Below are 26,502 nucleotides of genomic sequence, written 5' to 3'. Positions count from 1 at the left end.
TCTGCGAATAAGCGAGAAGAATTCGGTTTTCCACACAGGGCAGATCAGATCATGATGACGGATATGCTGCGGGCGGTGATTCTCGGCATCGTCGAGGGCGTCACGGAGTTCCTGCCGGTTTCCTCGACGGGCCACCTACTGCTTGCGGAGCGCTTCTTCAATCTCGGCGAAGGCAATTTCTGGAAGAGCTTCGCGATCCTGATCCAGCTCGGTGCGATCCTCGCGATCCTCGCGCTCTACTTCACCAGATTGTGGCGCGTCGCGCTCGGCATGTTCTCCAATCCCGACGACCGCCGCTTCGTGATCGGTGTGCTGGTGGCGTTCCTGCCCGCCGTGGTGATCGGCCTGATCGCCGGCAAATACATCAAGGAATTCCTGTTCAATCCGTGGGTGGTCTGCTTCACGCTGATCGTCGGCGGCGCCGTCCTGCTCTGGGTCGATCAGCTCGATCTCAAAGTGTACGAGGACGATGCGACCCGGTTCCCGCTGTTGATGTATTTCTGGATCGGCGTCGCGCAGTGTCTCGCCATGATTCCCGGCGTGTCGCGCTCCGGCGCCAGCATCGTCGCCGCGATGCTGCTCGGCGCCGACAAGCGCTCGGCGGCAGAGTTCTCGTTCTTCCTTGCGATCCCGACCATGGTCGGCGCGTTCGCCTATGATTTCTACAAGAACCGCGCCGACTTCTCGTCGGACAATCTCAGCGTCATCGCGGTCGGCTTCGTGGTCTCCTTCATCGTTGCAATGGTCGTGGTGAAGACGTTCCTCAACTACGTCACCCGCCACGGCTTCACCTTCTTCGCCTGGTGGCGCGTGATCGTCGGCACGCTCGGCCTGATCGCGCTGGCGATGGGAAGGTAAGACCTATCTCGTCGTCCCGGCGAAGGCCGGGACCCATAACCACAAGTCTTTGCTGGTTGCGCGAGATGGCGCCACAGCCCTGCACAAAGCGGGCATTTGTGGCTATCAGTCCCGGCCTTCGCCGGGACGACAATTGGAGAGAGCGCCTACGCGCTCTTCTTCTGGAACTGTCCCGTCGCGCGGAAGCGCCAGAGATATTGCGGGGCGATCGCTTCCATCGAATCCGGCGTGATGCCGAGGCCCGCGAAGGTGAGGCCGGCGGCCTTGGCGGCGTCGGACACCACATTGTCCGAACGCAGCATCGCGACCTGGTCCGGGGTCAGCGTGAACGGCCCCGGCGCGAATTGCAGGACATACGACTGCAGTTTGGCGAGGCCGAACGGCAACGGCGCCAGCATGCGGTCACGTTGGGTGATCTGGAGGATGATCTGCATCACCTCGCGCATGGTGAGCACTTCGGGGCCGCCGAGCTCGTAGGTCGCACCCGGCGTCGCCTTGCCGTCCACGGCATCGGCCACGGCGTCCGCGACATCGGCCACATAGGCCGGCTGCAGCCTGTTGACCCCGCCGCCGACCAGCGGCAGCACCGGCGACATCCGCGCCAGCGCCGCAAAGCGGTTGGTGAATTGATCCTCGGGCCCGAACATCAGCGACGGCCGCATGATGGTGGCCTGCGGCAGGGCCGCCTGCACCGCCTGCTCGCCGTCCGCCTTGGCGCGGTAATAACCCGAGGGCGAATCCTTATCGGCCCCGATCGCCGAGACATGGACCATCCGGGCGCCACATGCGGCTGCCGCCTTGGCGATGGTCTCGGCGCCCTTCACCTGCACGGCATCGAAAGTCTGCCCGCCGCCCTCGGCCAGGATGCCGACCAGGTTGATGGCGATATGCGAATCACGCATCGCCGCCTCGACCGAGGCCGGGTAGCGCACATTGGCCTGGACGGCATGAATCTGCCCGACGCGGCCGAGCGGCTGCAGATGGCCGGCCAGTTCAGGCCGCCGCACCGCGACTCGCACGCGGTAATCGCGCTTGCAGAGCGCCCGGACCACGTTCCGTCCCAGAAATCCGGATCCGCCGAATACCGTGACGAGCGTTTCCAGGTTCGATGCCATGAGGTCCATTCCTGCCGGATTCGAGAGCGATTGAGCGCATTTACAGCCTCTCGCGATACGCCATCAGCCCAATCCTGTACAGGCTATTCGAATTTCCAATCGCGAATTTGACAAGCGCGTAACCGATCCTTACTAAGCCGCTCCACATGCCCAGGTGGCGGAATTGGTAGACGCGCTGGCTTCAGGTGCCAGTGGCTTAACGGCCGTGAAGGTTCGAGTCCTTTCCTGGGCACCACCCCCTTTTTAAGCGATTGAAATCGCTCAGCATCCGGAGGGTGGGTGCGGCGAGGCCGTAACCCGCCCGTTTCGCGGGATTGAGAGTAGGGGTCGCCTCCAGGAACAGTGCCTGAAACGTGTGCGCCCAGTGAGCTAATCTGCCCTCACACCACCCGTCGCCCCGCGCGCTTTGCGATCGGCTTCTGCACAAAATACATCGCGATCATCGAGATCATCGAGCTCGCCACGACGACATAGCCGATCCGGTCGAAATGCAGCAGCAAGCCGTCCGCATTCTCGGCGACGATGGCGGCTGCAACCACCGAGCCCAATCCGCCGGACAATTGCTGTACTGACGCTGAGATCGCGCTGAACGAGCCGCGCTGGCTGGCGTCGGGGATCGCCGACATCAGCGCCTGCGAGGGGATCATGCGCGAGAAGATGCCGACGAACATCAGCACGTTGACGATGATCGCGGTCAGCAGCGAGACGTGGCCGAGATGGGTGTAGATCAGCACCATGATCGCCGACACCACGCAGCCGAAGATGAAGGTCGGATATTTGCCGAACGCATCGCTGGCGCGGCCGACCAGCGGCCCCATCAGGATGCTGAACAGGCCGGAGACCAGATAGATCGTCGGCAGGTGGACGATGTCGATGCCGAGATTGTGCACGGTGAAGGCACTGCCGAACGGCATCAGCATGAAGCCGCCGGTCGCCAGCAGCGTCGTCACCAGGAAGGCGAGCGTGTAGCGCGGCTGCGCGACGGTTGCGATCAAATGCTGGAACGGGTTGCGGTCGTGCTGCAGCTTGAGATGTCCGTCGACCGGCTCCATGAAGAGCGCAATGGTGGCGATTGCTGCGATCGACAGGCCGACGATGGCGACGAAGCAGATGTGCCAATTCCAGTGATTGGCGAGGAACAAGCCTGCAGGCACGCCGAGCACCTGGCTCGCGGCGAATGCGGTCTGGATGAAGCCCATCACCCGCCCGCGCAGATGCAGCGGGAACAGGTCGGTGACGATGGCGAGCACGACGGAGCCGATCACGCCGCCGAACAGGCCGGTGACGATGCGGCCGAGCAGCAGCACGTGGAAATTCTGCGCCACCGCGCACAGCACGGTGCCGAAGGTGAAGCCGACATAGAAGAACAGCAACATCCGCTTGCGGTCGAAGCGATCGGCAAAGCCGGCGGCGAGGATGCCGGAGATGCCGGCTGCGAAGGCGTAGGCCGAGACCGCGACGCCGAACTGCCCGGCCGTGATGTTGAGCGACGGCATCAGGATGGCGCCGAGCGGCGACATGATGATGAAGTCGAGGATCAGGGTGAACTGCGTGAACGCAAGCAGCGCGATCAGGAATGCTTGATAACGCGAAAAGCCGCGTTCCTGCGGCTCGGCGTCGATCGGCGCGGCGATGGTCTGGTCCGACATAAGGCTCATTTCACTGATGGGGGCGGGCTGGCAACAGATAGGGAGGCCGCCGCCGGATTCCATGAGGCGCGCGGGCAACAGTTCCATCGAAATCGAGAGATTGATGAACGGCTTGGCCGTGCGTCCCGCGGCAAAACCGGCGCGAGAATGCGGCCGGCCGGCGCATCAGCGCGATTGTTTCAGGTTGTTCCGATCGATGGCTGCAACTGATGAGTGGTGTACTTCACAACCTCGAAAGCGTACGCACGTCAAGGATGTGAATCGTGATGATACAGCTCATGGTTCCATCTGTGGCAATGGCGCAACAGATCGCCGCAAATCGCCTCAAAATTGAACGGAGCGGATCAGCCGACGCTGAGAGCGGGGCAGGGGGAGCAGGTGGCGCGGAGCCGAGGGCTCGGGTTCGCACCGATGGTGGAGATGGGCATGGTTTCATCGCGGCTCGCGGCGATCCTGTCGTGCACTCTGGGTGGCGGTTGTCTTCTGTCGGCCTCGCAGGCGTTTGCCGCCTGCGATAGTCTCGCGCCGGTGAGCGGTCAGACCGTGACCTGCTCGACCGCAGCGCCGAATCCCTCGCCGGCAGGCGTGCAGGCCGTAGCCGGCAGCTCGAACGTCACCGTCAACGTGCTGCAGGGCGCCGGCATCACGCCGGGCGCCGGTGCGACTGCGATCGGCCTTGTCTCGGGCAGCGCCGCCACCAACAACGGCACGCTGACCATCAGCGGCGGCGGCACCGGAATCTTCGGCAGCGCCAACGGCAACGTCGTCACCAACGGCACGTCCGGCCTGATCACGACCACAGGCGCCGGCAGCAATGCGATCGCCGCCAGCAGCAGCGGCAACACGCTGATCAACAACGGCACGATCACGACGCAGAACGGCACTTCGCGCGGGCTTGCCATCATTGGCTTGACGCCGAACGGCAGCAACACGCTGATCAATACCGGGACGATCACGACCCAGGGACCGCAATCGTATGGTCTTTACGTCCAGACCGGCGACAACAACACATTCATGAACAGCGGAACGATCACGACCTCCGGCGCGCAGGCTCGCGCGATCTTCTCCGCCGGACAGTTCGCCTCCATCACCAATACCGGCACCTTGCTGACGACCGGCAGCACGCTGGCCGGGGTGGCGAACAACACGGTCTTTATGCAGGGCAACGCCAATGTGCTGACCAACAGCGGCACCATCGAAGCGCGCGGCGCCGGTTCCGATGCGGTGTTCTCCAATACCGCGGGATCATCCTTCACGGCGACGATCCAGAATCTCGCTGGCGGCAAGATCATCAGCCAGAACGGACCCGCGATCCGCACGCTCAACGGCGCCACCACCATCGTCAATGCCGGCCTGATCGCCGGCAACAGCGGCACGGCGCTCGCAGGCGGCGGCGGTGCCGTGACGATGATCCTGCAAACCGGCTCGCAGATTGTCGGCCTTGCCGATGGCGGCGGCGGCAACAACCAGGTGCGGCTGCAAGGCAGCGGCACGGTCGACAATGCATTCGCGCGATTCCAGACGCTGACGATGGAAGGCAATGACTGGACCTGGGCCGGCACCGGCACCTTCGCCAACACCTTCATCAACAGCGGTTCGCTGACTTTGCAGACCTCGCTCACCGGCAATGTGTCGATCGCGGCGGGCACCAGCCTCTTGGCCGGCAACGGTGCCAATCCGTCGATCACGTCGTTTCCGGGCGGGCCGCCGGTCACCGTCACCAACGCCGGCGTCATCAACCTCACCAATGGCGGCGCCACCGCAGCGAACAGCCTGACGATCGCCGGCAACTATGTCGGCACTGGCGGCTCCCTTTTTCTGCGCAGCGTGCTCGGTGGCGACGGTTCGCCGTCGGATCGGCTCGTCATCTCCGGCGGCACTGCGTCGGGCTCAACCGCAGTGACCGTCACCAATGCCGGTGGTGCCGGCGCGCTGACCACAGCCGATGGCATCATGGTGGTGCAAGCCGTCAACGGCGGCACCACGGCCCCGGGCGCATTCGGCCTCTCGAGCGCCGTCGTTGCCGGCGCGCACGAATATCTGCTGTTTCGCGGCGGCGTCTCCGCGGGCAGCGCCGACAATTGGTATCTACGCTCGCAGCTGGTGCCCGGCACGTCGCCGCCTGCGCCGCCGGCTGCGCTCGGCGGGGGCGTGACGCCATCAGGGCTGCCCGCAGAGGATCTGTCGTCGCTGACGCCGCCGCCGGCAGGCGCCGCGCCGGTCGAGCTCTACCGCGAGGAGGTTGCAGTCTATTCGGCGTTGCCGCAGGTCGCGCAGAAGCTTGGGCTCGCGACGCTCGGCACCTTCCATCAGCGCCAGGGCGATCAAGCCTTGCTGACCGGTGGCGGCGAACAGCCGGCGGCGTGGGCGCGTGCATACGGTTCGCACAGCGCGCAGAGCTGGGCCGGCACGGTCAGCCCCTCCTTCGACGGCACCATGGCCGGTGTACAGGTCGGCGCCGACATCCTGCGCTTTGAGTCCGCACCCGGGCATCATGATCGCGCGGGGTTCTTCTATGCGTATGGCTGGGCCAGCGGCGCCATCAACGGCTTCGCGGTCGGCATGAACAACGTCCGCACCGGCACGCTCTCGATCGACAGCCAGAATGTCGGCGGCTACTGGACCCATATCGGCCCCTCAGGCTGGTACGTCGACGCCGTGCTGATGGGCAGCTTCTACGGTGCAAGCCCGCAGTCGGATCGTCAGGTCGGCGCGCTTGTGTCGGGCACCGGCGTCGCGGCGTCGCTGGAAACCGGCGTTCCGATCCCGCTGAATCGCTTTGTCGCGATCGAGCCGCAGGCGCAACTGATCTGGCAGCGCCAGTCGTTCGACAGCTTCAACGACATGTTCTCCAGCGTCGCGCCCGGCAGCGCCGACACGCTGACCGGCCGGCTCGGCGTGCGCGTGCCCGCGACCTTCATCGTCGGCACCGCCGAACTGCGTCCGTATCTCGAGGCCAATCTCTGGCACACCGCCGCGAACGACCGCAGCATCGCCTTCGCGACGACCGACCTGATCGGCGTGCAAAGCCGCGGCACCGCGGTCGAGATCGGCGCCGGCGTTAGCGCGCAGCTCAATCGCACGATCAGCGCCTATGCCAGCGCGGGCTACACGACGTCGGTGGACAGCACCCGCCGTGACGACATCACCGGCCGGTTCGGCCTGCGCGTCAGCTGGCAATAATGGCGCGCTTGCGCGGGCGCTGGGGGCCGCCCAAGCCATTGTCTCCGCTGCACAATGGCGCTAAACCCGGAGCCATCTGTGCGTGCACAAGGAGGTTCACGTTGCCGGCGCTCCGCCCTTGATGGGCTTTAGCGCCGAGACGCAACAAGGCTTGATGCACGCTCGCCTGTCGGGGAATTGAACGATAGCTTGTCCCGAGAGCGATTCGACGAGGTTTTTGACAGCATGACCATCCGCCTGCATCGCGGCGACCTGCCTGATCTGTCCCGCTATACCGATTCCGTTGCGATCGACACCGAGACCATGGGACTGCATCCGCATCGCGACCGGCTCTGCGTGGTGCAGATGTCGAACGGCGACGGCACCGCCGATGTGATCCAGATTCCGAAGGGACACACCGACTCGCCGAACCTGAAGGCGCTGCTCGCCAACCCTGCGATCACCAAGATCTTTCATTTCGCGCGGTTCGACGTCGCGGTGCTCTACAACACGTTCGGCGTGATGCCGTCGCCGGTCTATTGCACCAAGATCGCCTCGCGCCTGTCGCGCACCTATACCGACCGTCACGGCCTGAAGGATCTGGTGCGCGAGGTGCTGAACGTCGACTTGTCGAAGCAGCAGCAGTCGAGCGACTGGGGTGCGCAGAGCCTCACCGAAGCCCAGCTCGCCTATGCCGCCTCCGACGTGCTGCATCTGCATGCGCTCCGCGACAAGTTGAATGTGATGCTGGCGCGCGAGGGACGGACTGACCTCGCCAAAGCCTGCTTCGATTTTCTGCCGACCCGCGCCAGGCTCGATCTTGACGGCTGGGAGGCCGAGGACATCTTCGCCCATTCCTGATTTCGCCCGTTCATGATGGGCGCCGAATTCGTCGCAGCGGGCCGGTTCCGCCCCGTTTCGGCCAAACTGTTCACGCGTGGTCCGCCTTGAAGTCGGCTTGGGGGGCGCGACGCGAGGTCCGGGCTGCATATTGGGGCGGCTCCGGCTAGAATAGGGGCAATTTCGCGCCTCTGGAGCTCAGGTGAATTCGGTTCAGAATCCAGCCCAGCATCCCGGCTATGTCACGGGCCTCGAGGCGCGCTTTGCCGCCGCCGCGCGGCACAGCCGCATGGTGCGGATCCTGCGCATCGCGGTGCCTGCGGTGGTGGGGCTGTCGATGGCCTCGATCATCTTCGTCTCGGTCTACAATCCATTCCGCGAGATGATCCCCAAGCTGCCGGTCGAGATGGACAACCTCGTGGTGTCAGGCACCAAGATCACGATGGAATCGCCGCATATCGCCGGCTTCTCGGCCGACGGCCGGCCCTATGAGATGTGGGCCAAGGCGGCGATCCAGGACGTCACCGACCCTGACCATGTCGAGCTGAAGACGATCCGCGCCAAGGTGGCGCAGCAGGATCAGTCGACGGTGACCATGGATGCGCGCACCGGCTTCTTCGACAACAAGAAGCAGCTGCTCGACCTGCGCCAGGATATCTTCCTGCAGTCGTCCACCGGCTATGAAGCCAAGCTGACGCAGGCCTTCGTCGACATCAACAAGGGCAACGTGTCGTCGGACGAGCATGTCGACGTCAAGCTGCTCGAAGGCACGCTGACCGCCGATCGCCTCAGGATCTACAACAGCGGCGAACTCGTGCGGTTCGAAGGCAATGTCGTGATGAATCTGGATAAGCTCGGCGACAACAATCCGAGCCCGCCCGCCGAGCCCGCGTCACCTCCGCCGTCACCGAAGCCGCGCAAATCCGCCAACCCGAAATGAATTTGATGATGAGACGTTTTCCGCACGGCATCGCAATTGCGGCCTTTCTGCTCACGCTGTTCGCAGCCGACGCCGCGTCCGCGCAGGGCTCGATGAGCGGCGTTCCCAACGCCATGCAGGGCTTTTCGCAGAACCGCGACCAGCCGATCCAGATCGAGGCCGCCTCGCTCGAGATGCGCGACAAGAAGAAGGAGGCGACCTTCGCCGGCAATGTGAAGGTCGTGCAGGGTGACACCACCATGACCTCGAAGGTCCTGGTCGTGTTCTACGAGGATAAGTCGACGGCGGCGCCGGCGCCGACCACGGGCGCCACCAAGGCTGCCGCCGCTCAGAAGGGCGCGCCGATGCAATCGGCGACTCCGGGCCCCGGCGGCGCGTCCTCGATCAAGCGGCTGGAGGCGAAGGGCAATGTCGTCGTCACCCAGAAGGATCAGGTCGTCACCGGCGAGACCGCGATCTTCGACACCAAGACCAATCTGATCACCATGCTCGGCGGCGGTGGCGGCCAAGTGGTGCTGACCCAGTGCCAGAACGTGCTGCGCGGCGACCGTCTGCTGGTCGACATGACCACCGGCGTCTCGCGGGTGGAATCCGACAGCGGCAAGGTGCAGGGCCTGTTCATCCAGTCGCAGGGTGGGCAGAACGGCAAGGGCGGCTGCGGCACGCCGGCCGCTCCCGGCGCGGCCCCTGCAGCCCCGTCGCCGCTTCAACTGCTTCCAGGTAGCAAGTCGAAATAGGCGCCGGCGATTGGGGGACGGCGATGGAGATGCTTCCTTTACGAGTTGCAGCTGTCGCCATCTTCGCCGTCACCGCATTCGACGGGGCGCGCGGACAGGGCAGCGCGTCTATGCCTAATGCCGTGCAGGGCTTTGCGCAGAACCGCGACCAGCCGGTCCGGATCGAGTCCGCGGTGCTCGAAATGCGTGACAGGAAGAAGGAGGCGACCTTCTCGGGCAGTGTGAAAGTGGTGCAGGGCGACACCACAATGACATCGAGGACACTTGTCGCGTTCTACGAGGGCAAGCCCGCCCAGCCGACAGTGCCCTCAGGGGGTGCCAAGGGAACGAAAGGCGCGCCAATGCCGTCAGCGACCCCTGGGCCGGGTGGCAGTTCCTCGATCAAGCGGCTGGAGGCGAAGGGCAATGTGGTTGTGACCCAGAAGGACCAGGTCGTGACCGGCGAGACTGCGATCTTCGACACCAGGGCCAATCTGATCACCATGCTCGGCGGCGTGGTGCTGACCCAGTGCCAGAACGTGGTGCGCGGCGATCGCCTGCGCGTCGACATGACGACCGGCGTCTCGCGCGTCGAATCCGATAGCGGCAAGGTGCAGGTGTTGATGGTTCAGGACCAGAGTTGCGGCGGCACGCCAGCCGCGGCGAATCCTGTAAGCCCCCGTCAACCTCCTCCAAGCCACCAAAATCAAGATAAATCAATGCATTAGATAATATTTTGCGACCGCGAGGTTGAAGCGCGCGGGGCGAGACTGTATCTACTCCAGCGGCCCGGCCGGACGATGTGCCTTTGAGGGGGAGTTATGTCGGCCGGGATAGGGGCATCCATTCATTCAAGGCGCGGGTGATCGCGCTTTGCCGTGCGAATCGATCGGTCCGCAGGCAAGGTCGCCGGATCACCGTGAAAGGCTGAAGCGAAGCGGGGATGGTGGATTTTCTCGGCATGTTCCGGCGGCGCCCTGCGAAACGCAGTTCCGGATTTGCGCGCGCGCATGACGACATCACGGCGCTCGACGATCAGTTCGGCGAGATGCTGACGTCACCGGTGCGCGACGCGCCGCCGATGGCGCGCGCCGCGCCGGTTCCCGCCGTCGAGCTACCACGATCCCAGCCCACAGCAGCGCCCGCCCCGGCGCGGGCAAGGCCGGCCAGGAACAACACCGCTTCGGCGCCGCAGCTCATCAAGCGGCCGGGCTACCTGGCTGTGCATAGCGTGGAAAAGAGTTTTGGCAGCCGCCAGGTGGTGCGCGGCGTCAGCATCTATGTGCGCCGCGGCGAGGCGGTGGGCCTGCTCGGACCCAACGGGGCCGGCAAGACCACGGTGTTCTACATGATCACTGGCCTGATCAAGGCCGATCGCGGCGCGATCGAGCTCGACGGCCACGACGTCACCAAGCTGCCGATGTATCAGCGCGCGCGGCTGGGCATCGGCTATCTGCCGCAGGAAGCCTCGATCTTCCGCGGCCTGACGGTCGAGCAGAACATCCGCGCGGTGCTCGAGGTCGTCGAGCCCTCGAAGAAGAAGCGCGAGCACGAACTGGATTCGCTGCTCGACGAGTTCAACATCACGCGGCTGCGCAAGAGCCCGTCGATCGCGCTGTCCGGCGGCGAGCGCCGCCGCGTCGAGATCGCGCGCGCGCTGGCGACGCGTCCGAATTACATGCTGCTCGACGAGCCGTTCGCCGGCATCGACCCGATCGCGGTCGGCGACATTCAGGACCTCGTCCGTCATCTGACCAATCGCGGCATCGGTGTTCTCATCACCGACCACAACGTCCGCGAGACGCTCGGCCTGACCGACCGCGCCTACATCGTCTATGCCGGTGAGATCTTGACTGAGGGCAGCCCCGAGGAGATCGTTAACGATCCCGATGTACGCCGGCTTTACCTTGGCGAGGAATTCCGCCTGTAGCCGAAAAATCCCATCCGTCAAGCCGTGTACAACGGCTCCGGACTAAGATAAGCAAGAATCGAGCCAACTTTTTGGAATCGATCTTGCCTCCATGGCGCTGACGCAAAGACTAGAGTTCCGCCAGTCGCAGTCGCTGGTAATGACGCCGCAGCTGATGCAGGCGATCAAGCTGCTGCAACTGTCGAACCTGGATCTGTCGGCCTTTGTCGAGGAAGAGCTGGAGCGCAATCCGCTGCTCGAGCGGGCCGCCGACGGGCCGGAACCGCCGGTGGCGGGCGAGCCGACGATGGAGCGGCCGGACTACGGCGATTCCGACGGTTCCTCGAGTTACGGGGATGACGGCGACGCGTCAGACATGGCCGCAGGCTCGGGCGGCGAGGCTGCCTTTGAGCCGGGCCAGGAGGAATGGCTGAACCGCGACCTCGGCACCCGCGCGGAGATCGAGCAGACGCTCGATACCGGGCTCGACAACGTGTTCTCCGAGGAGCCGGCCGAAGCCGCCGCGCGCGCCGCGCAGGACGCGGCTCCGTCGGTCTATACCGAATGGGGCGGTGGTGCCTCCAGCGACGACGAATACAATCTCGAAGCCTTCGTGGCCGCCGAGCTGACGCTCGCCGACCACCTCGCCGAACAGCTCGCTGTGGCATTCGCTGCGCCGGCGCAGCGCATGATCGGGCAGTATCTGATCGACCTGGTCGACGACGCCGGCTACCTGCCGGCCGATCTCGGCCAGGCCGCCGAGCGGCTCGGCGCGTCGCAGCAGGCGGTCGACGAGGTCGTCGCGGTGCTGCAGAAGTTCGATCCGCCGGGCGTCTGCGCGCGAAACCTGAGCGAGTGCCTGGCGATTCAGCTGCGCGAGCTCGATCGCTACGATCCGGCGATGCAGGCGCTGGTCGAGCATCTCGATCTGCTCGCCAAGCGCGACATCGCGGCCTTGCGCAAGCTGTGCGGCGTCGACGACGAAGACATCACCGACATGATCGCCGAGATCCGCCGGCTCGATCCGAAGCCCGGGCTGAAGTTCGGCACCGCGCGGACGCAGACCATGGTGCCCGACGTCTATGTGCGTCCGGGTCCCGACGGCGGCTGGCATGTCGAGCTCAACAGCGACACTCTGCCACGCGTCCTGGTCAACCAGACCTATTACTCTGAGCTGTCGAAGACGATCCGCAAGGACGGTGACAAGTCGTACTTCACCGACTGCCTGCAGAACGCGACCTGGCTGGTGCGCGCGCTCGATCAGCGCGCCCGCACCATCCTGAAGGTCGCGACCGAAATCGTCCGCCAGCAGGACGGATTCTTCACCTATGGCGTCGCGCACCTCCGGCCGCTCAATCTGAAGGCGGTGGCGGATGCGATCCAGATGCATGAATCGACGGTGTCGCGCGTCACCGCCAACAAATACATGGCGACCAATCGCGGCAGTTTTGAATTGAAGTATTTTTTCACCGCGTCGATCGCCTCCGCCGACGGCGGCGAGGCGCACTCGGCCGAAGCGGTGCGCCACCACATCAAGCAATTGATCGACGGCGAGGCGCCGTCGGCGATCCTGTCCGACGACACGATCGTGGAACGTTTGCGCGCTTCGGGCATTGATATTGCCCGCCGCACCGTCGCGAAGTACCGCGAGGCGATGCGGATCCCATCCTCGGTGCAGCGCCGCCGTGACAAACAGAGCATGCTCGGTAATGCCCTTTCGGCTCCTGCCTCCTCGCCCGACCGCTCGCGCGATACAGCCCCCGTTTAGGTTACTTCCAGAGCATGACCCCGTCCGAGTACGGACAGGATGATGCGCTCGTTGCGTTCGCGTCAAATCGCGATAGTCTCAATCTTTCCTGGCGAAGCGTCGTCCAGCAAGGGAGGTGACCGGAAGCCCAGCAAACATCATGCTCCTGCAAGAGTGATCGAGGCATCCAGCAATTGAGGCATCAAATGACCCTTCGAATCTCGGGAAAGAGCATCAGCATCGGCGAGGCGCTTCGTGCGCGCGTCAGCGAGCGCACCGACGAGGTCCTGCGAAAGTATTTTGATGGCAACTATTCCGGTCACATCACGCTGAGCAAGGATGGCTTCGGCTTCCGCACCGACTGCTCGCTGCATCTGGATTCCGGCATCACGCTGGAAGCCGAATCCAACGCCGCCGATGCTTATGCCAGCGCGGACGCCGCGCTCCTGATGATCGAGAAGCGCCTGCGCCGCTACAAGAGCCGGCTCAAGGACCGCTCGGCCCGCAAAACCTATGCCGCGAACGCTGCGCTCGCCGAATTGAACGGCGCAGGCCTTAACAGTGCAGGCCTCGACGCGCCGAGTTACATCATCGAGGCGCCGGAGAACGAGGACGAGGTCACCGAATACAGCCCGGTGATCATTGCCGAGGCAACCACTGCGCTGAAGCGGCTGTCGGTCAGTGAGGCGGTCATGGAGCTCGATCTGACCGGCGCCTCCTGCCTGGTATTCCAGCATGGCGGCAGTGGCCGGTTGAACATCATATACCGCCGTACGGACGGCAATGTCGGCTGGGTCGATCCGCCGGCGGTGAGCCCCTGAGGATAGTTGGCCCATGGCATTGACGTCCGAAGCCAGCCCTGCTTATGGTCCGCCGCCTCCAGGAATAAGGGGGCGGAACAGGGTTCGCAGGTGTTGGCACCGCCGATACGTTGGAGTAGAAGCCCTGCCAGCTGGACCCGGGCTAAGCCCGCATCCCACCTCAACTTCTTGACGCCGCCGCTGTAAAGCCTATTCGCAACCTGACGGTTCATTCACCTCGGAACGTCCCAATGCCGATTACCGATTTGGTCGCACCCGAGGCGATACTTCCGGCTTTGAAAGTCATCAGCAAGAAGCAGGCGCTGCAGGAACTCGCGGCGCGCGCGTCTGCGCTGACCGGGCAGAACGAACGCGCGGTGTTCGAGGTGCTGCTGCAACGCGAGAAGCTCGGCACTACGGCGGTCGGCTATGGCGTCGCGATTCCGCACGGCAAGCTGCCGAAGCTTGAGAAGCTGTTCGGCTTCTTCGCCCGCCTCGAGCGTCCGATCGATTTCGAGGCGATGGACGGCCAGCCGGTCGACCTGATCTTCCTGCTGCTCGCGCCGGAAGGCGCCGGCGCCGATCATCTCAAGGCGCTGGCGCGCATCGCCCGCCTGCTGCGCGACCAGGACGTCGCCAAGAAGCTGCGTGCCTCGCGCGACGCGCAGGCGATCTACTCGGTGCTCGCGCTGCCGCCGGCGAGCGCGGCGTAATCATCCGTATTCGCGAATTCGTTCGCGCAATTGACATCAGTGCGTAGTCAACACGTCACGCATTGACGCATGCCGATGCGCAATCGTCGGGCTATGAAGCGTTCGCAATTCTCTCAGCAGATCGTCGGCAGCAGGCGGCGGACTTCGTCGAGCAGATCGGGGACGGCCTTCTCGTCGCTGGCGAGGTGCCTGAGCAGGGCGCTCTGGAACAGGCCGTCGAACAGCGCGTAGAGCGCCGCCGGAGACGATGCCGGCTTCCTGTTGCCGAGCTCTGCGTAGCGCGTGGCGATGCGCCAGATCATCGCTTCGAGACTCTTGTCGATCTCGAGCACGTCCTTGCGAAACGCCGGCTCGAACATCGCCTGCGAGCGCAGATCGTACCAGAGCCGGTGCATGCGGGCTTCGTCCTGCAACGTCGCCGCCAGCTTGGCGAGGAAGCCTTCGGTCAATTCGTCGCGGCTTCGTGCCGTCGTCACCACCTCGTCGTAACGTGTCACGCATTTTGCCTTGTAGTGACGGACGCAGCAGCAGATCAGATCGAGCTTGTCGCTGAAGTAGTAGTGAAACACGCCGTGCGTGAAGGCGGAGTTCTGCGCGATCTCGCGCAGGCTGGTGCGCGCGAAGCCGAGCTCGCCGAGCGTTTCCAGCGCGGCCTCCGCAAGTTCGATGCGCCGTGCGTTGAACTTCTCGTCGCGCAGCGTCTCGGCTGCCACCGTCACACGTTGGGCCGCTCCCGTCGCTTGCCGCGCCATCTCGTGCCTTTCCTGTCTCTTCCCTCGAGCAAACTTATACCGCGCGAACCGCGGCGCGCTCTATCTCTTCACAATCATCCTCTTTGACACTTGTCAAATTCGGGCTTGACAAGTGTCAAGTTCCTGGACGAGGGTTGGTCCAATAATTTGGACAACCGTCAAGACGGCTGACCTAACGACATCAGGAGGAAATGCACCGCCGGGCGCGCCAACGCTGCGCCCCGCTGACGCCTGCCGCCGCCACCAATGCGCTGAGAATCTGCAGACCGCCGGCCCGTGCTGCCGCCGGCCGCGGCACCGATCAAATCACCAAGCAAAGGGAGGACTACGTCATGAGTGCGAAGAGCCTTGAAGGCAGGAAAGCCCTGGTCACCGGCGGCGCCCGGGGAATTGGCGCAGCCATCGCGCAGGCGCTGGCGCGGTCCGGCGCCGCGGTCATGATCGGAGATATCCTCGACGATGCCGGCAAGGCCAGCGCCGCCGAGGTCGCCAAGGCCGGCGTCAAAACCGGCTTCGTCAAGCTCGACGTCACCGACGATGCGCAATGGGAGCGGGCTGCCGCCGCGACGGTCGAAACACTGGGCGGCTTCGACATCCTGATCAACAATGCTGGCATCGAGATCACTTCGCTGGTCGCCGACATCAAGGCCGAGGATGCGCGCCGCATGTGCGAGGTCAACATCGTCGGCACCGTGCTCGGCATGAAGCACGCCTTCCGCGCGATGCGGCCGGGCGGAGCCGCGGGCAAGGGCGGCGCGGTCGTCAACATCGCCTCGGTCGCGGCGACGATCGCCTTTCCGAGCATCGCGGTCTATTCCGGCACCAAATCCGCGGTCGATCGCATGACGCGGGTCGGCGCGATGGAAGCCGGCAAGCTCGGCTATGGGGTGCGGGTGAACTGCATCTACCCCGGCCTGATCCCGACCGACATGGGCCTGCAGCTCGCCAATGACATCGTCAAGATCGGTCTCGCGCCCGACGTCAATGCCGCCGTCGGCTCGGTGGTGGAGCAGACGCCGCTCGGCAAGCTCGCCGAGGTCTCCGACATCGCCGACGCCGCGGTGTTTCTGTGCTCGAACGAGGCCCGCTTCATCACCGGCATCGGTCTGCCGGTCGATGGCGGCATGGGCATGTAGCAACAAATCCGACAACACACATTTCGGAGGATCGCAATGAGCGAGAAGAAGCCCGTCATCGTCTATGGCGCATCCGGCTACACTGGCCGGCTGGTCTGCGAATATCTGCGCGAGTACAACATTCCCTTCATCGCCGCCGGCCGCAGCGGCGAGAAGCTCAACGCCGCGATGAAGTCGAACGTCGCCGGCATCGAGACCGCCGACTATGAGGTGGTGACGGTGCCGCACACCGCGGCCGCGCTGACCGAACTGTTCAAGGGCGCCTCGGTGGTGCTCAACACCGTGGGTCCGTTCGCCAAGTTCGGCACCGAGGTGGTGCAGGCTTGCCTGGCTGCCAGGTGCCACTACACCGACACGACAGGCGAGCAGGACTGGCTGATCACGCTCGAACAGGAGTTCGGCGCGAAGTTCGGCAATGCCGGCCTGCTGCTCGCGCCGGGCATCGCGCAGATGTACACCACCGGCGAGATCGCCGCGCAGCTGTGCCTGGAGACGCCCGGCCTCGACACGCTTGATATCGCCGTGTTCTGGGGCGGCAGTCCGACCATCGCCTCCACGCAGACCATCCTGGTCAACGCCGCGATGGCCAAGGCCTACTATCTGGAGCAGAACAAATACGTCGAGCATCAGCCCGATGCCGGCCTCTACAACCTCGCCATCCCCGGCCAGCACGAGTTGGCGCTGGCGCTGCCGTGGGGCGGCACTTCGCACCCGGTGTGGTTCAAGCGCGATCCGCGCGTCGCCAACGTGAAGGTGCTGGGCGGTGTGTTCAACCGCGCGCTGATGCTGGGCGTGCCGCAGATCGTCGCCGCAGCGCTCGAGGCGACCAAGGACATGAAGCCCGACGAGCGCTACGCGGCGCTGGCGCAGACCGCGGCCGGCGTGATGAACACCATGCCGCCGCGCGAGAACCCGCGCGTCAACAAGTCGTTGGATTCGGTGTATGCCTCCGGCCCGCTGGGGCGCGCGCACTGCGTCATCTACGGCAACAGCAACTACAAGCAGACCGGCATGTTGCAGGCCTTCGCCGCGGCGTATTTGCTGCAGCAGCCGCCCAAGCGCGTCGGCTTCGCCTCCGGCTGCCAGGCGTTCGGCCATCACGAGTTGCTCGGGCAATTGCGCAGCTTCGGCCTGGTCGGCAAGCCGGTGCTGACCGTGCACGACTGAGCTTGGGCGCCGATTGGATCGGGACTCAACACGCCGCTCCCTGAAGCGTTTTCGTCAAGCGGACCGGTGTCCGATTCGCTCGAAAACGCCGCCTCCGCGGGTGACGCAGTCGCGCGTCACCCGCCTCTTGCGCGAGACCTGCCATGCGCTTCATCGATTATCTCGACAAGGGTGCCTCGCTCGGCGCCGACGCGCCGTGCCTCACCATGGACGGCCGCGACCTCAGCTATGGCGAGGTGCAGCGGCTGAGCTACCGGATCGCGCGCGGGCTCGAGCGATCGGGCATCGCGCCCGGTGAGAAAGTCGCGATCCTGTCCGGCAACGATCCACTCGCGTTCGCCTGCGTGTTCGGCATCTCGCGCGCCGCCGCGGTGTGGTGCCCGATCAACCCGCGCAACGAGGCGACCGAGAACAAGTTCATCCTCGACCAGTTCGATTGCAGCCTGCTGCTGTTTCATTCGAGCTTCGCGCCGATGGTCGAAGCGGTGAGGCAGGATCTGCCCAAGCTGCGCGCGCTGGTCTGTCTCGATACCGAATTGCCGTTCGCACCGTCGTTCGACCGCTGGCTCGACGGGCTCGCTGATGATGTCTTTCAGCGCGAGGCGATCGACGATCTCGCGATGATCCCGGGTACCGGCGGCACCACCGGCAAGCCCAAGGGCGTGATGCTCTCGGGCCGCAACATCGAGGCGATGACCGCGTTGACCCTGATGGGCTACCCGTTCAAGGGTCGTCCGATCTATTTGGCGCTGGCGCCGCTGACGCATGCCGCCGGGGTGCTTTGCTTCCCGATCATGACGCTGGGCGGCCGCGTCGTGATCATGCACCACCCTGACATCGGTGAGTTCCTTTCGTTGATCGAACGCTATCGCGTCACGCACACGTTCCTGCCGCCGACCGTGATCTACATGCTGCTCGATCATCCCGGGCTCGATGCGGCCGATCGAAGCTCGCTGCAATGCTTCTGGTATGGCGCGGCACCGATCTCGGCGACGCGGCTCGCCGAGGCCCTGACGCGGATCGGACCGATGGCGCAGCTGTTCGGCCAGACCGAGGCGCCGATGATGATTTCGATGATGGCGCCCGCCGATCACTACAATGCGGACGGCAGCATTGCGATGGACCGCCTTGCCTCCGCCGGGCGGATCGGCCCGCTGGTGCAGGCCGGCATCATGGACGGCGACGGCAAGCTGTTGCCGGCGGGATCGCGCGGCGAGATCGTGGTGCGCGGTTCGCTAGTCATGGAAGGCTACTACAAGAACGCGGAGGCCACGCGCGAGGCCTCGGCGCATGGCTGGCACCACACCGGCGATATCGGCTACATCGACGGCGACGGCTACCTCTACATCGTCGACCGCGCCAAGGACATGATCATCACCGGCGGCTTCAACGTCTATTCGATCGAAGTCGAGAACGCTTTGCGTGCCCATGAGGCGGTGCAGGATTGTGCCGTCATCGGGCTGCCCGACGACAAATGGGGCGAGCGCATCGTCGCGGTGGTGCAGCCGCGCGCCGGCCAATCCATCGACACGACGGCGCTGGCCGCGTTCGTCAAGCAGCAGATCGGCAGCATCAAGACGCCGAAGCAGATCGAGGTCTGGGACGATCTTCCGCGGTCCAAGGTCGGCAAGGTGCTGAAGCCGGACATCCGCGCGCGTCTGGCGGAGCGCTAGGCGGCGCTTGATGTCGACGCCGTCGACCTGACGCTGTTGCCGCACCGGGTTTTAAACGCTCGCTATTCGCCGGCCTTGAGCGTAGAGTCGCGTCATCACCGCCCATCCACGGCATCCACCGGTGACTGAGGGTAACGTAGGGCTCCCGCCAACAGATGAGGAGCATACGTGTCTGGATTTCGTCTGGCCGATTGGATCGTGCCGCCGGTGATCGTTCCCCTGTTTCTGCTGCTCCTGGTGGCCGCTGCCGCCGTCCTGCATGGATAAGGCGCCGCAACCATGAATTCTGTTGCGCCGGCGTTTGACGACGACAGACCGGCGTTTGATGTGGCCGGCAACGCGCAAGCGCGCAGCCGGCACACAACCCAAATCATGAAATGTTTGGTGTAACGATCGCCCGGAAAGGCTCCTGTATGAAAACGCTTCTGTTCGCCGCGGTTGCGGCCAGCCTGCTTGCACAAGGCGCGTTCGCCGCCGAACCGGCCTGCAACAAGATCGAAGGCACGGTCGGTCGTCTCGCCTGCTACGATGCCGCGTTCCCTCCGACGGTCAAGAAGCCTCCGGCCATCGACAGCAACGCACCGCGATCCGAATACAAGGACCCGTTGATCGCAGAAGAGGCCCGCGTTGCGGCGAAGCTGAAAAACATCTGTCGCGGTTGTTGAGATTTGCGACGGGATACGCGCGTGGCCGGCGACGCGCGCAGCGTGTCGTCCTTGGCGTCACCGCGTCCGGTGGCCGGCAGAAGGAGCCTTGATGGCAAGCGAAACAACCTACGTCGTGCAGGCGTTCAACGCCGGCAAGGGCGGGCATCTCAAGCCGGACCCTCCGATCGTCTGCAAGACGGCAAATGGCGCGCTGCGAACGGCAGAGCGCCTGGCGTTGAGCAAGCTCGCCGTCGTTGCATTCTCGTCCACCGGCGATCCCGAAATTGGTGACTATGACGATGAGCCGATGGTCTTCTTTCGAAAGGGTGAGCTTCCGGCCAGCTTCGGCTGAGTCCCTGGTTGCGAATCAGCAGGTACGTACGGGAGGACCCGGATGAGCGAGCGACTTGAAACGCTGAAGAAAGCCCGTGATCGCATGATGGAGGAGAGGGACGCGCATGCGAAAGTGCTGGCCGCTCCGTTCGATCGTGACAAGGCCGAGCGGGCCCGCAGCAAGTTCGTCGAGGTTCAGGCGTTGGTCGAAGCCCTCGACCGCGCCATCAGCGCCGAGAACTCCGTTTCAGCAAGGGACTGAAACCGGATGCGGCGCGCGACGGGTCTGAACGTGTATTGACAACCGGCCGTGGCGCCAGAAAAATCCGGGGGTCATCGTTCTGCATCCGACCCTTGGGGATACCGATGTCCCTCGACTTTCGTTTCCATCGCGTTCCCGTCGACGTTCTCGCCTACGAGCTCGCCGAGGAGAAGGCCTCCGCGCTCGGACGCATGGGCCGCGCGCTGGAGCAGGCTCTTGCTAGATTGCGCGAGTTCGATGCCGCTCATCCGCGCGCTGAAGCACCGGCATCCGCACAACAGGCGCGGCGCATCCTGGTGCGGGAAGCCGGCCATGCGCTCTGGATGTTCGGGGTGCAGCGGGAAGCCTGCGGCATGCGCGACAGCGGCGCGATCATGCGCACCTACAATGTGCCCGGCGAGGTGCAGCACTGCATGGGCCCGATGCTCGCCACATCGACCGCATCGCCATAAAGGCGCGGGCCGTCACCGCGCTGCAGCAGTGCTCGACGAGCATTCCCACAGACCAAGGTCGAATTTACCCTTCGGACCGAAGGACTAGATTTCGGATTGCAAGACCGTGTCATGAAGGGATGTCGTACTCCCGCGATGGCGATCGGTTAGGCCGCGCGCAATCCAGGACCGGCTTCCTTAAGGCCTGCATGGGCACGCCCCGCGCATTTGCGGCCCTGCCCCAACCAAACAAATAACCGGGCATCGATACCGCCTTCCACTGCCGTGGACGGTGGATGAAACGCATTCCAGATGGCTCGAACATGTCGGGCCAGGGAGATGTACGATGACGACATTGGACATTGCAGTCGCCCCGCTCCCGGAAGCCGAGCATCAGGCGCAATTGCGTCGCGCATTGATTGCCAGCACGGTAGGCACCACCATCGAATGGTACGACTTTCTGCTCTACAGCACGGTGACCGGCCTGGTCTTCGGCAAGCTGTTCTTTCCCAAGTCCGATCCCCTGGTTGGCGTGCTGGAGGCATTCGCCATCTACACCGTGGGCTTCATCGCGCGGCCGATCGGTGCCGCGATCTTCGGCCACTTTGGCGATCGCATCGGCCGCAAGGCCACGCTGATCGCCACGCTGCTGTTGACCGGGCTCGCCACCGCGGCGGTCGGTCTCGTCCCCACCTATGACCAGATCGGTATCTGGGGTGCCGTCATCCTGACCGCCATCCGTTTCATCCAGGGTATCGGCGTCGGTGGCGAGTGGGGTGGTTCGGTGCTGCTCTCGATGGAGTGGGCGCGAACCAACCAGCACCGCGGCTTCATCACCTCGTGGCCGCAGCTCGGCGGTCCCGCCGGGTTGCTGCTGGCAAATGTCGCGGTGCTGGTGTTCAGCCGAATCTCCGGCGACCAGTTCTTGGTCTGGGGCTGGCGTATCCCGTTCCTGCTCAGCCTCGTGATGATCGCGATCGGGCTCTACATCCGGCTCGGCATCATGGAGACGCCGACGTTCCGGCGGATCGTGGCCGAGAACCGTGTCGCGCGCGTTCCGGTGATCGAGGTGATCAAGCGGCAGCCGCGATCGATCATCCTCGCGGCGCTGGCGCGGATGGCCGAACAGGCGCCGGCCTACATCTATCTCGCCTTCGTGTTCGCCTACGGCACCCAGGTCATCCATCAGGACCGGGACTTCCTGCTGATCTGCCTGATCTGTGCCGGTCTCGTCTCGCTCGTCACCATCCCGCTGGCCGGGCACCTGTCGGATCGCATCGGGCGCAAGCGGATGTATCTGATCGGCTCGGCTCTGACAGGGCTGTTCGGCTTCGCCTATTTCGGCCTGCTGAACACCGCAGCGCCGGCGCTGATCTTCATCGCCATCGTGCTGTCATTCGTGCCGCACGACCTGATGTATGGCCCGCAAGCGGCGCTGATCGCCGAGTGCTTCACGCCGCGACTGCGCTACAGCGGCTGCTCGATCGGCTACCAGCTCTCCTCGGTCATCTCAGGCGGACCGGCGCCGTTGATCGCCACCGCGCTGCTGGCCGCCACCGGCTCCGGCTACGTGATCGCGCTCTACATTCTGTTCTGCGCAGTGGTCAGCATTGCCGCGACCGCGATGATGCCCGACTACACCAACAAGGACATTTCGGAGGAGCACGACAGGCCCTGATCGATTGATCCCGGCGGCGTCCTCATAAAAAATGCGCGGGCCGCCTCGATCGGTATCGAGGCGAGCCCGCGCATTGAACTCGCGGATGCTGAATGAGCCGTGCGCTAGTGAACGCTGACGGCTTGCAGTTCGTTGCTCCAGGCGTTCGCGATCGCGGCTTCGCGGCTGTCGGTCAGCATGATCGGCGTGCCGTCGGCGGCATGCAGTGCGAACAGCTTGAGGCCCGGCGCGATCTTCGGCGCCTGCGGAAAGAGATCCGGTACGTCCTCGGAGCGGACCTGCTTCACATAGGCGATATGGCCCTCGCCCAGATGGGCCAGCGCTTCCGGCGTGACGCTGTCGGACTGGTAGATGATATTGGCTTCACTCATGGTCTCGACTCCTCAGTCAGATAAGCGGTCGAGTCCGCTCGTTGTTTCTATTATTCGTGTTCATTGATAGCGATTGTTTTAACGACCCGTTCAGGTTCCGGCCTGGCGAGGTCGATCGACAACAACCCGTTCTTCAGATCCGCGCCCAGCACCTGCATCCCCTCCGCCAGCACGAAGGTGCGCTGGAAGTGGCGCGCGGCGATGCCGCGATGGATGTATTGCCGAGCCTTGTCGTCCTGCTGGCGGCCGCGGATGACGAGCTGATTTTCCTCAATAGTTACATCGAGTTGGTCGCGGGTGAAGCCCGCCACCGCCAACGTGATGCGAAGCCGCTCAGGCTGGCCGTTGGTACGGTCGCACCGCTCGATATTGTACGGAGGATAGCCGTCAGCGCCCTTCACGACGCGGTCGAGCGCACGCTCGATCTCGTCGAATCCCAGAAGGAACGGACTGGACAACGATGGAACACGAGACATTACAAAGTCCTCTCGAAGCGACTTTGAGGGGCCCTTGCGGCACCCCATGCAACCGGCGGGCCGCTTGCCCGTCGGTCATAAGCCAATATGGGAGCGATCTGGATAGCGTTCAAGCGCCTCTGAAACCAGCGTAAATGCCGCCTTGAGCATGTCGGCTCTGATCAAATCAGGACCGATATGCTCCACTATCTGTTTTCGGCGCGTTTTCTTCGCGCGAACCGGTGTCCATTTCGCTCGAAAGCGCGCCAGCATGGCCCCCAATCGTTCCTGATCGGTTACGGGCCGACGCGCTTGCGGCCGTCAGCGGTAAAAAGATGCAGTTTGTCGCGCGGCGCGACCGCCCGGATCTGTTCGCCGATCGCAGGCCCGGTGGCGCCGGGAACCCGGACGATCACTTCGCCGGGCGGCAGCTCGCCCGGATTGGCGGCGATGGCCCTTTCCTCGCGCTGACGGCTGCCATAGACGAAGGTCTCGGCGCCGACATGCTCGATCGCCTCGACCGTCAGGCCGAGCGCGACGCCGCCGGAGGCGGTCTCGCCGGTGATCACGAAATCCTCGGGCCGGATGCCGACGATGCCGGCGCCATCGGCGCCTGCGATCTGGGAGGTCAGCTCGTCCGAACGCAGCGGCATCAGGTTCATCGGTGGCGCGCCGATGAAGGAGGCGACGAAGGTGGTCGCCGGCTTCTGATAAATATCCAGCGGATTGCCGATCTGCTCGACCTGGCCGCCATTCATCACCACGAGGATGTCGGCAAGCGTCATCGCCTCGAGCTGGTCGTGCGTGACATAGATCGACGTGGTGTTGAGCCGGCGCTGCAGCTTGCGGATCTCGACCCGCATCGCGATGCGCAGCTTGGCATCGAGGTTTGACAGCGGCTCGTCGAACAGGAAGACTTTCGGCTGCCGCACGATGGCACGGCCCATCGCGACGCGCTGGCGCTGGCCGCCGGAAAGCTGCCGCGGCTTGCGCTCCAGCATCGGCGAGAGCTCAAGGACACGCGCGGCTTCCTCGACGCGGGTCTTGATCTCGGCTTCGGCCATGCCGCGGTTGCGCAGGCCATAGGCCATGTTGTTGTAGACGCTCATATGCGGATAGAGCGCGTAGTTCTGGAACACCATCGCGATGTCGCGGTCGGCGGGCTCGATCTGGTTGACGACGCGGCCGCCGATGTCGATCTCGCCGCCGGTGATCGTCTCGAGGCCAGCGACCATGCGCAGCAGCGTGGACTTGCCGCAGCCGCTTGGCCCGACCAGCACGCAGAACTGGCCGTCGCCGACGTCGACATCGACGCCCTTGATGGCCTCGAAGCCGCCGGGATAAGTCTTGCGGACGCTGCGCAGCGTGACGTTAGCCATTACTTTTCCGTCTCCACCAATCCGCGCACGAACAGTTTTTGCATCACGACGACGACGAACACCGGCGGCAGCATCGCGAGCAGCGCGGTCGCCATCACCACGGGCCACTCGGTCAGCGCGTCGGTCGTGGTGATCATCTTGCGGATACCGACCTGGATGGTCTGCATGTCGTCGCGCGTGGTGATCAAGAGCGGCCACAGATACTGATTCCAGCCGAGGATGAACAGGATCACGAACAGCGCGGCCATGTTGGTGCGCGACAGCGGCAGCAGCGTATCCCAGAAGAAGCGGAACGGGCCCGCGCCGTCGATCCGCGAGGCCTCCAGCAACTCATCCGGCACGGTCATGAAGAACTGCCGGAACAGCAGCGTCGCGGTGGCCGAGGCGATCAGCGGCAGCGACAGGCCGGCATAGCTGTCGAGCAGATGCAGATCGGCGACGATCTTGTAGGTCGGATAGATGCGCACCTCGACCGGCAGCATCAAGGTGATGAAGATGATCCAGAAGATCGCCATCCGGAACGGAAACCGGAAATAGACGATCGCATAGGCCGAGATGATCGAGATCGCGATTTTGCCGACCGCGATCAGCAGCGCCATGATCAGCGAGTTCAGCATCATGTTGAGCACCGGCTCGCGGGTCGAGCCGCTCGTGCCGACAAACAGCGTCTGGTAGTAGGTCTCGAAGAAATGGCCGCCGGGCAGCAGCGACATCTGGCCGTTGGCGATCACGGCGTTGTCCTGGGTCGAGGCGACGATCGCCAGATAGACCGGGAAGGCGACGATCGCGATCCCGATCCACAGGATGACGTGAGCCAGATAGCGCTGGAAGCCCTCCTCCTCGACCATCAGTAGGTCACCTTGCGTTCGACGAAACGGAACTGGATGCCCGTCAACACGATCACGATGACCATCAGGATGACCGACTGTGCCGCGGAGGAGCCGAGATTGCCGCCGAGCAGGCCATCGGTATAGACCTTGTAGACCAGCGTCTCGGTCGCCTTGCCGGGGCCGCCGCGGGTCATCGTGTCGATGATGCCGAAGGTGTCGAAGAAGGCGTAGACGATGTTGATGACCAGCAGGAAGAAGATGGTCGGCGACAGCAGCGGGAAGATCACGGTCCAGAACCGCCGCATCGGGCGGGCGCCGTCGATCGCGGCAGCCTCGATCACGCTCTTCGGGATGCTCTGCAGCCCGGCGAGAAAGAACAGGAAATTATAGGAGATCTGCTTCCAGGCCGCGGCGAGGATGATCAAGGCCGCCGCCTGGTCGCCGTTGAGCAGCGGATTCCAGTCAACGCCCATGGCGCGCAGATAGCGCGACAGCACGCCGAGCGATGGATGCAGCATGAACACCCAGAGCACGCCGACCACCGGCGGGGCGACCGCGTAGGGCCAGATCAGCAGCGTGCGGTAGAGTGTCGAGCCGCGCAGCGGCTTGTCGGCCATGACAGCGAGCAGCAGCGCGAACGACAGCGAGGAGATCGCGATCGCGAACGAGAACGCGAAGGTTCGGACGATCGCGGCGAAATAGGCCGGGTCCTTGAACAATTCGAGATAGTTCTCGAACCACACGAAGGTGGTCGAAAGGCCGAAGGCGTCCTGCAGCAGGAAGGACTGGATCACCGCCTGCGCGGCCGGCCAGTAGAAAAAGATCAGGACGATCGCAAGTTGCGGGGCAACCAGCGCGTACGGCAACAGCTTTGATTGGAAAATCGATTGCTTTTGCATGATCTCGGAAGAATTGGCAGGCCGCGCGCTTGCGGCCTGC

Annotated in this window: 27 protein-coding genes and 1 tRNA gene; 19 read left to right on the top strand and 9 right to left on the bottom strand. The window is 64.2% G+C overall.

Going from position 1 to position 26,502, the window contains the following annotated elements; genetic code table 11:
- The first annotated feature begins 51 nt into the window (after window positions 1-51).
- Entirely contained in the window at window positions 52-858 is an 807-nt protein-coding gene (locus tag CO675_RS07415) for an undecaprenyl-diphosphate phosphatase (protein WP_097671347.1), read from the top strand.
- A gap of 146 nt (window positions 859-1,004) precedes the next feature.
- On the opposite strand, the gene CO675_RS07410 is transcribed toward CO675_RS07415, so the two are convergent.
- Window positions 1,005-1,973, bottom strand: a complete 969-nt coding sequence (locus CO675_RS07410) for a complex I NDUFA9 subunit family protein (RefSeq protein WP_097671436.1) — start codon at window positions 1,971-1,973, stop codon at window positions 1,005-1,007.
- A 148-nt stretch (window positions 1,974-2,121) separates the two neighbouring features.
- Between CO675_RS07410 and CO675_RS07405 the strand changes: the two genes are divergently transcribed.
- Window positions 2,122-2,208, top strand: a tRNA-Leu gene (locus CO675_RS07405).
- Between the two features lie 145 nt (window positions 2,209-2,353).
- Here CO675_RS07405 and CO675_RS07400 read toward each other — a convergent pair.
- A complete protein-coding gene (locus tag CO675_RS07400; protein ID WP_097671346.1) occupies window positions 2,354-3,622 on the bottom strand; it encodes an MFS transporter in 1,269 nt (422 codons plus the stop codon).
- Between the two features lie 426 nt (window positions 3,623-4,048).
- On the opposite strand from CO675_RS07400, the gene CO675_RS07395 reads away from it, so the two are divergent.
- The 9 genes from CO675_RS07395 to ptsN all read left to right on the top strand — a co-directional run bounded on the left by CO675_RS07395 (window position 4,049) and on the right by ptsN (window position 14,449).
- Window positions 4,049-6,805, top strand: coding sequence for an autotransporter family protein (locus CO675_RS07395; RefSeq protein ID WP_158231194.1), 2,757 nt, complete (start codon window positions 4,049-4,051; stop codon window positions 6,803-6,805).
- Window positions 6,806-7,030: 225 nt separating this feature from the next.
- Window positions 7,031-7,645 carry a ribonuclease H-like domain-containing protein gene (locus CO675_RS07390; RefSeq protein ID WP_097671344.1) on the top strand — a complete coding sequence of 205 codons (615 nt, stop codon included), beginning with the start codon at window positions 7,031-7,033 and terminating at the stop codon, window positions 7,643-7,645.
- A 181-nt stretch (window positions 7,646-7,826) separates the two neighbouring features.
- Complete coding sequence (gene lptC / locus CO675_RS07385) at window positions 7,827-8,564, top strand: LPS export ABC transporter periplasmic protein LptC (RefSeq protein WP_097671343.1); 738 nt, start codon at window positions 7,827-7,829, stop codon at window positions 8,562-8,564.
- Window positions 8,565-8,569: 5 nt separating this feature from the next.
- Window positions 8,570-9,301, top strand: a complete 732-nt coding sequence (locus CO675_RS07380; RefSeq protein WP_198964521.1) for an LptA/OstA family protein — start codon at window positions 8,570-8,572, stop codon at window positions 9,299-9,301.
- A gap of 23 nt (window positions 9,302-9,324) precedes the next feature.
- Window positions 9,325-10,008: an LptA/OstA family protein gene (locus tag CO675_RS07375; protein ID WP_097671341.1), complete on the top strand. Its 684-nt coding sequence runs from the start codon at window positions 9,325-9,327 to the stop codon at window positions 10,006-10,008.
- Window positions 10,009-10,223: 215 nt separating this feature from the next.
- Complete coding sequence (gene lptB, locus CO675_RS07370) at window positions 10,224-11,210, top strand: LPS export ABC transporter ATP-binding protein (protein ID WP_097671340.1); 987 nt, start codon at window positions 10,224-10,226, stop codon at window positions 11,208-11,210.
- Between the two features lie 91 nt (window positions 11,211-11,301).
- Window positions 11,302-12,957: an RNA polymerase factor sigma-54 gene (gene rpoN, locus CO675_RS07365; protein ID WP_097671339.1), complete on the top strand. Its 1,656-nt coding sequence runs from the start codon at window positions 11,302-11,304 to the stop codon at window positions 12,955-12,957.
- A gap of 185 nt (window positions 12,958-13,142) precedes the next feature.
- On the top strand, window positions 13,143-13,757 hold the full coding sequence (gene hpf / locus CO675_RS07360; protein WP_097671338.1) for a ribosome hibernation-promoting factor, HPF/YfiA family: 615 nt from the start codon (window positions 13,143-13,145) through the stop codon (window positions 13,755-13,757).
- A gap of 230 nt (window positions 13,758-13,987) precedes the next feature.
- On the top strand, window positions 13,988-14,449 hold the full coding sequence (gene ptsN, locus CO675_RS07355; RefSeq protein ID WP_029082506.1) for a PTS IIA-like nitrogen regulatory protein PtsN: 462 nt from the start codon (window positions 13,988-13,990) through the stop codon (window positions 14,447-14,449).
- A 113-nt stretch (window positions 14,450-14,562) separates the two neighbouring features.
- Here ptsN and CO675_RS07350 read toward each other — a convergent pair whose 3' ends face one another.
- Window positions 14,563-15,201, bottom strand: a complete 639-nt coding sequence (locus CO675_RS07350; RefSeq protein WP_097671337.1) for a TetR/AcrR family transcriptional regulator — start codon at window positions 15,199-15,201, stop codon at window positions 14,563-14,565.
- Between the two features lie 332 nt (window positions 15,202-15,533).
- Here CO675_RS07350 and CO675_RS07345 point away from each other — a divergent pair, with 332 nt between their 5' ends.
- The 8 genes from CO675_RS07345 (at window position 15,534) to CO675_RS07310 (ending at window position 22,528) form a co-directional block, all read left to right on the top strand.
- The gene (locus tag CO675_RS07345) at window positions 15,534-16,337 is read left to right on the top strand and encodes an SDR family NAD(P)-dependent oxidoreductase (protein WP_097671435.1); all 804 of its coding nucleotides are present in this window, start codon (window positions 15,534-15,536) and stop codon (window positions 16,335-16,337) included.
- 36 nt (window positions 16,338-16,373) lie between these two features.
- On the top strand, window positions 16,374-17,504 hold the full coding sequence (locus CO675_RS07340; RefSeq protein ID WP_097671336.1) for a DUF5938 domain-containing protein: 1,131 nt from the start codon (window positions 16,374-16,376) through the stop codon (window positions 17,502-17,504).
- A 143-nt stretch (window positions 17,505-17,647) separates the two neighbouring features.
- Entirely contained in the window at window positions 17,648-19,177 is a 1,530-nt protein-coding gene (locus CO675_RS07335) for an AMP-binding protein (protein WP_097671335.1), read from the top strand.
- A gap of 377 nt (window positions 19,178-19,554) precedes the next feature.
- Window positions 19,555-19,842, top strand: a complete 288-nt coding sequence (locus CO675_RS07330; protein ID WP_245452658.1) for a type VI secretion protein — start codon at window positions 19,555-19,557, stop codon at window positions 19,840-19,842.
- Window positions 19,843-19,933: 91 nt separating this feature from the next.
- A complete protein-coding gene (locus CO675_RS07325; RefSeq protein WP_198964533.1) occupies window positions 19,934-20,176 on the top strand; it encodes a hypothetical protein in 243 nt (80 codons plus the stop codon).
- A 42-nt stretch (window positions 20,177-20,218) separates the two neighbouring features.
- Window positions 20,219-20,419, top strand: a complete 201-nt coding sequence (locus tag CO675_RS07320; RefSeq protein ID WP_097671332.1) for a hypothetical protein — start codon at window positions 20,219-20,221, stop codon at window positions 20,417-20,419.
- A gap of 104 nt (window positions 20,420-20,523) precedes the next feature.
- Window positions 20,524-20,871, top strand: coding sequence for a DUF6665 family protein (locus tag CO675_RS07315; RefSeq protein WP_097671331.1), 348 nt, complete (start codon window positions 20,524-20,526; stop codon window positions 20,869-20,871).
- Window positions 20,872-21,196: 325 nt separating this feature from the next.
- The gene (locus CO675_RS07310) at window positions 21,197-22,528 is read left to right on the top strand and encodes an MFS transporter (protein ID WP_097671330.1); all 1,332 of its coding nucleotides are present in this window, start codon (window positions 21,197-21,199) and stop codon (window positions 22,526-22,528) included.
- Window positions 22,529-22,632: 104 nt separating this feature from the next.
- On the opposite strand, the gene CO675_RS07305 is transcribed toward CO675_RS07310, so the two are convergent.
- The 6 genes from CO675_RS07305 to ugpA all read right to left on the bottom strand — a co-directional run bounded on the left by CO675_RS07305 (window position 22,633) and on the right by ugpA (window position 26,462).
- The gene (locus CO675_RS07305; protein WP_097671329.1) at window positions 22,633-22,899 is read right to left on the bottom strand and encodes a BQ00720 family protein; all 267 of its coding nucleotides are present in this window, start codon (window positions 22,897-22,899) and stop codon (window positions 22,633-22,635) included.
- Window positions 22,900-22,949: 50 nt separating this feature from the next.
- A complete protein-coding gene (locus CO675_RS07300) occupies window positions 22,950-23,375 on the bottom strand; it encodes an Hsp20 family protein (RefSeq protein ID WP_092120814.1) in 426 nt (141 codons plus the stop codon).
- Window positions 23,376-23,450: 75 nt separating this feature from the next.
- Entirely contained in the window at window positions 23,451-23,627 is a 177-nt protein-coding gene (locus CO675_RS40405; protein ID WP_158231193.1) for a hypothetical protein, read from the bottom strand.
- A 23-nt stretch (window positions 23,628-23,650) separates the two neighbouring features.
- Window positions 23,651-24,733, bottom strand: coding sequence for a sn-glycerol-3-phosphate import ATP-binding protein UgpC (locus CO675_RS07295; RefSeq protein WP_097671328.1), 1,083 nt, complete (start codon window positions 24,731-24,733; stop codon window positions 23,651-23,653).
- On the bottom strand, window positions 24,733-25,581 hold the full coding sequence (gene ugpE, locus CO675_RS07290; protein ID WP_097671327.1) for a sn-glycerol-3-phosphate ABC transporter permease UgpE: 849 nt from the start codon (window positions 25,579-25,581) through the stop codon (window positions 24,733-24,735). The genes CO675_RS07295 and ugpE overlap by 1 nt, the downstream gene beginning before the upstream one ends.
- On the bottom strand, window positions 25,581-26,462 hold the full coding sequence (ugpA, locus tag CO675_RS07285; protein WP_097671326.1) for a sn-glycerol-3-phosphate ABC transporter permease UgpA: 882 nt from the start codon (window positions 26,460-26,462) through the stop codon (window positions 25,581-25,583). Before ugpA ends, ugpE begins: the two co-directional genes overlap by 1 nt.
- Window positions 26,463-26,502 lie beyond the last annotated feature (40 nt).

Origin of the sequence: Bradyrhizobium sp. C9, from assembly GCF_002532045.1 — a bacterium.
Lineage (GTDB): Bacteria > Pseudomonadota > Alphaproteobacteria > Rhizobiales > Xanthobacteraceae > Bradyrhizobium.
The sequence above is the reverse complement of the archived record's forward strand: the minus strand, read 5'-3'. Positions and strand labels throughout refer to the sequence as shown.

What these genes read in the sequence shown, in the direction of transcription:
- CO675_RS07415 (WP_097671347.1), top strand. Translation starts at nt 52, where the DNA reads ATGATGACGGATATGCTGCGGGCGGTGATTCTCGGCATCGTCGAGGGC.
- CO675_RS07410 (WP_097671436.1), bottom strand. Translation starts at nt 1,973, where the DNA reads ATGGCATCGAACCTGGAAACGCTCGTCACGGTATTCGGCGGATCCGGA.
- CO675_RS07400 (WP_097671346.1), bottom strand. Translation starts at nt 3,622, where the DNA reads ATGTCGGACCAGACCATCGCCGCGCCGATCGACGCCGAGCCGCAGGAA.
- CO675_RS07395 (WP_158231194.1), top strand. Translation starts at nt 4,049, where the DNA reads ATGGTTTCATCGCGGCTCGCGGCGATCCTGTCGTGCACTCTGGGTGGC.
- CO675_RS07390 (WP_097671344.1), top strand. Translation starts at nt 7,031, where the DNA reads ATGACCATCCGCCTGCATCGCGGCGACCTGCCTGATCTGTCCCGCTAT.
- CO675_RS07380 (WP_198964521.1), top strand. Translation starts at nt 8,570, where the DNA reads ATGATGAGACGTTTTCCGCACGGCATCGCAATTGCGGCCTTTCTGCTC.
- CO675_RS07375 (WP_097671341.1), top strand. Translation starts at nt 9,325, where the DNA reads ATGGAGATGCTTCCTTTACGAGTTGCAGCTGTCGCCATCTTCGCCGTC.
- lptB (WP_097671340.1), top strand. Translation starts at nt 10,224, where the DNA reads ATGGTGGATTTTCTCGGCATGTTCCGGCGGCGCCCTGCGAAACGCAGT.
- rpoN (WP_097671339.1), top strand. Translation starts at nt 11,302, where the DNA reads ATGGCGCTGACGCAAAGACTAGAGTTCCGCCAGTCGCAGTCGCTGGTA.
- hpf (WP_097671338.1), top strand. Translation starts at nt 13,143, where the DNA reads ATGACCCTTCGAATCTCGGGAAAGAGCATCAGCATCGGCGAGGCGCTT.
- ptsN (WP_029082506.1), top strand. Translation starts at nt 13,988, where the DNA reads ATGCCGATTACCGATTTGGTCGCACCCGAGGCGATACTTCCGGCTTTG.
- CO675_RS07350 (WP_097671337.1), bottom strand. Translation starts at nt 15,201, where the DNA reads ATGGCGCGGCAAGCGACGGGAGCGGCCCAACGTGTGACGGTGGCAGCC.
- CO675_RS07345 (WP_097671435.1), top strand. Translation starts at nt 15,534, where the DNA reads ATGAGTGCGAAGAGCCTTGAAGGCAGGAAAGCCCTGGTCACCGGCGGC.
- CO675_RS07340 (WP_097671336.1), top strand. Translation starts at nt 16,374, where the DNA reads ATGAGCGAGAAGAAGCCCGTCATCGTCTATGGCGCATCCGGCTACACT.
- CO675_RS07335 (WP_097671335.1), top strand. Translation starts at nt 17,648, where the DNA reads ATGCGCTTCATCGATTATCTCGACAAGGGTGCCTCGCTCGGCGCCGAC.
- CO675_RS07330 (WP_245452658.1), top strand. Translation starts at nt 19,555, where the DNA reads ATGTTTGGTGTAACGATCGCCCGGAAAGGCTCCTGTATGAAAACGCTT.
- CO675_RS07325 (WP_198964533.1), top strand. Translation starts at nt 19,934, where the DNA reads ATGGCAAGCGAAACAACCTACGTCGTGCAGGCGTTCAACGCCGGCAAG.
- CO675_RS07320 (WP_097671332.1), top strand. Translation starts at nt 20,219, where the DNA reads ATGAGCGAGCGACTTGAAACGCTGAAGAAAGCCCGTGATCGCATGATG.
- CO675_RS07315 (WP_097671331.1), top strand. Translation starts at nt 20,524, where the DNA reads ATGTCCCTCGACTTTCGTTTCCATCGCGTTCCCGTCGACGTTCTCGCC.
- CO675_RS07310 (WP_097671330.1), top strand. Translation starts at nt 21,197, where the DNA reads ATGACGACATTGGACATTGCAGTCGCCCCGCTCCCGGAAGCCGAGCAT.
- CO675_RS07305 (WP_097671329.1), bottom strand. Translation starts at nt 22,899, where the DNA reads ATGAGTGAAGCCAATATCATCTACCAGTCCGACAGCGTCACGCCGGAA.
- CO675_RS07300 (WP_092120814.1), bottom strand. Translation starts at nt 23,375, where the DNA reads ATGTCTCGTGTTCCATCGTTGTCCAGTCCGTTCCTTCTGGGATTCGAC.
- CO675_RS40405 (WP_158231193.1), bottom strand. Translation starts at nt 23,627, where the DNA reads ATGCTGGCGCGCTTTCGAGCGAAATGGACACCGGTTCGCGCGAAGAAA.
- CO675_RS07295 (WP_097671328.1), bottom strand. Translation starts at nt 24,733, where the DNA reads ATGGCTAACGTCACGCTGCGCAGCGTCCGCAAGACTTATCCCGGCGGC.
- ugpE (WP_097671327.1), bottom strand. Translation starts at nt 25,581, where the DNA reads ATGGTCGAGGAGGAGGGCTTCCAGCGCTATCTGGCTCACGTCATCCTG.
- ugpA (WP_097671326.1), bottom strand. Translation starts at nt 26,462, where the DNA reads ATGCAAAAGCAATCGATTTTCCAATCAAAGCTGTTGCCGTACGCGCTG.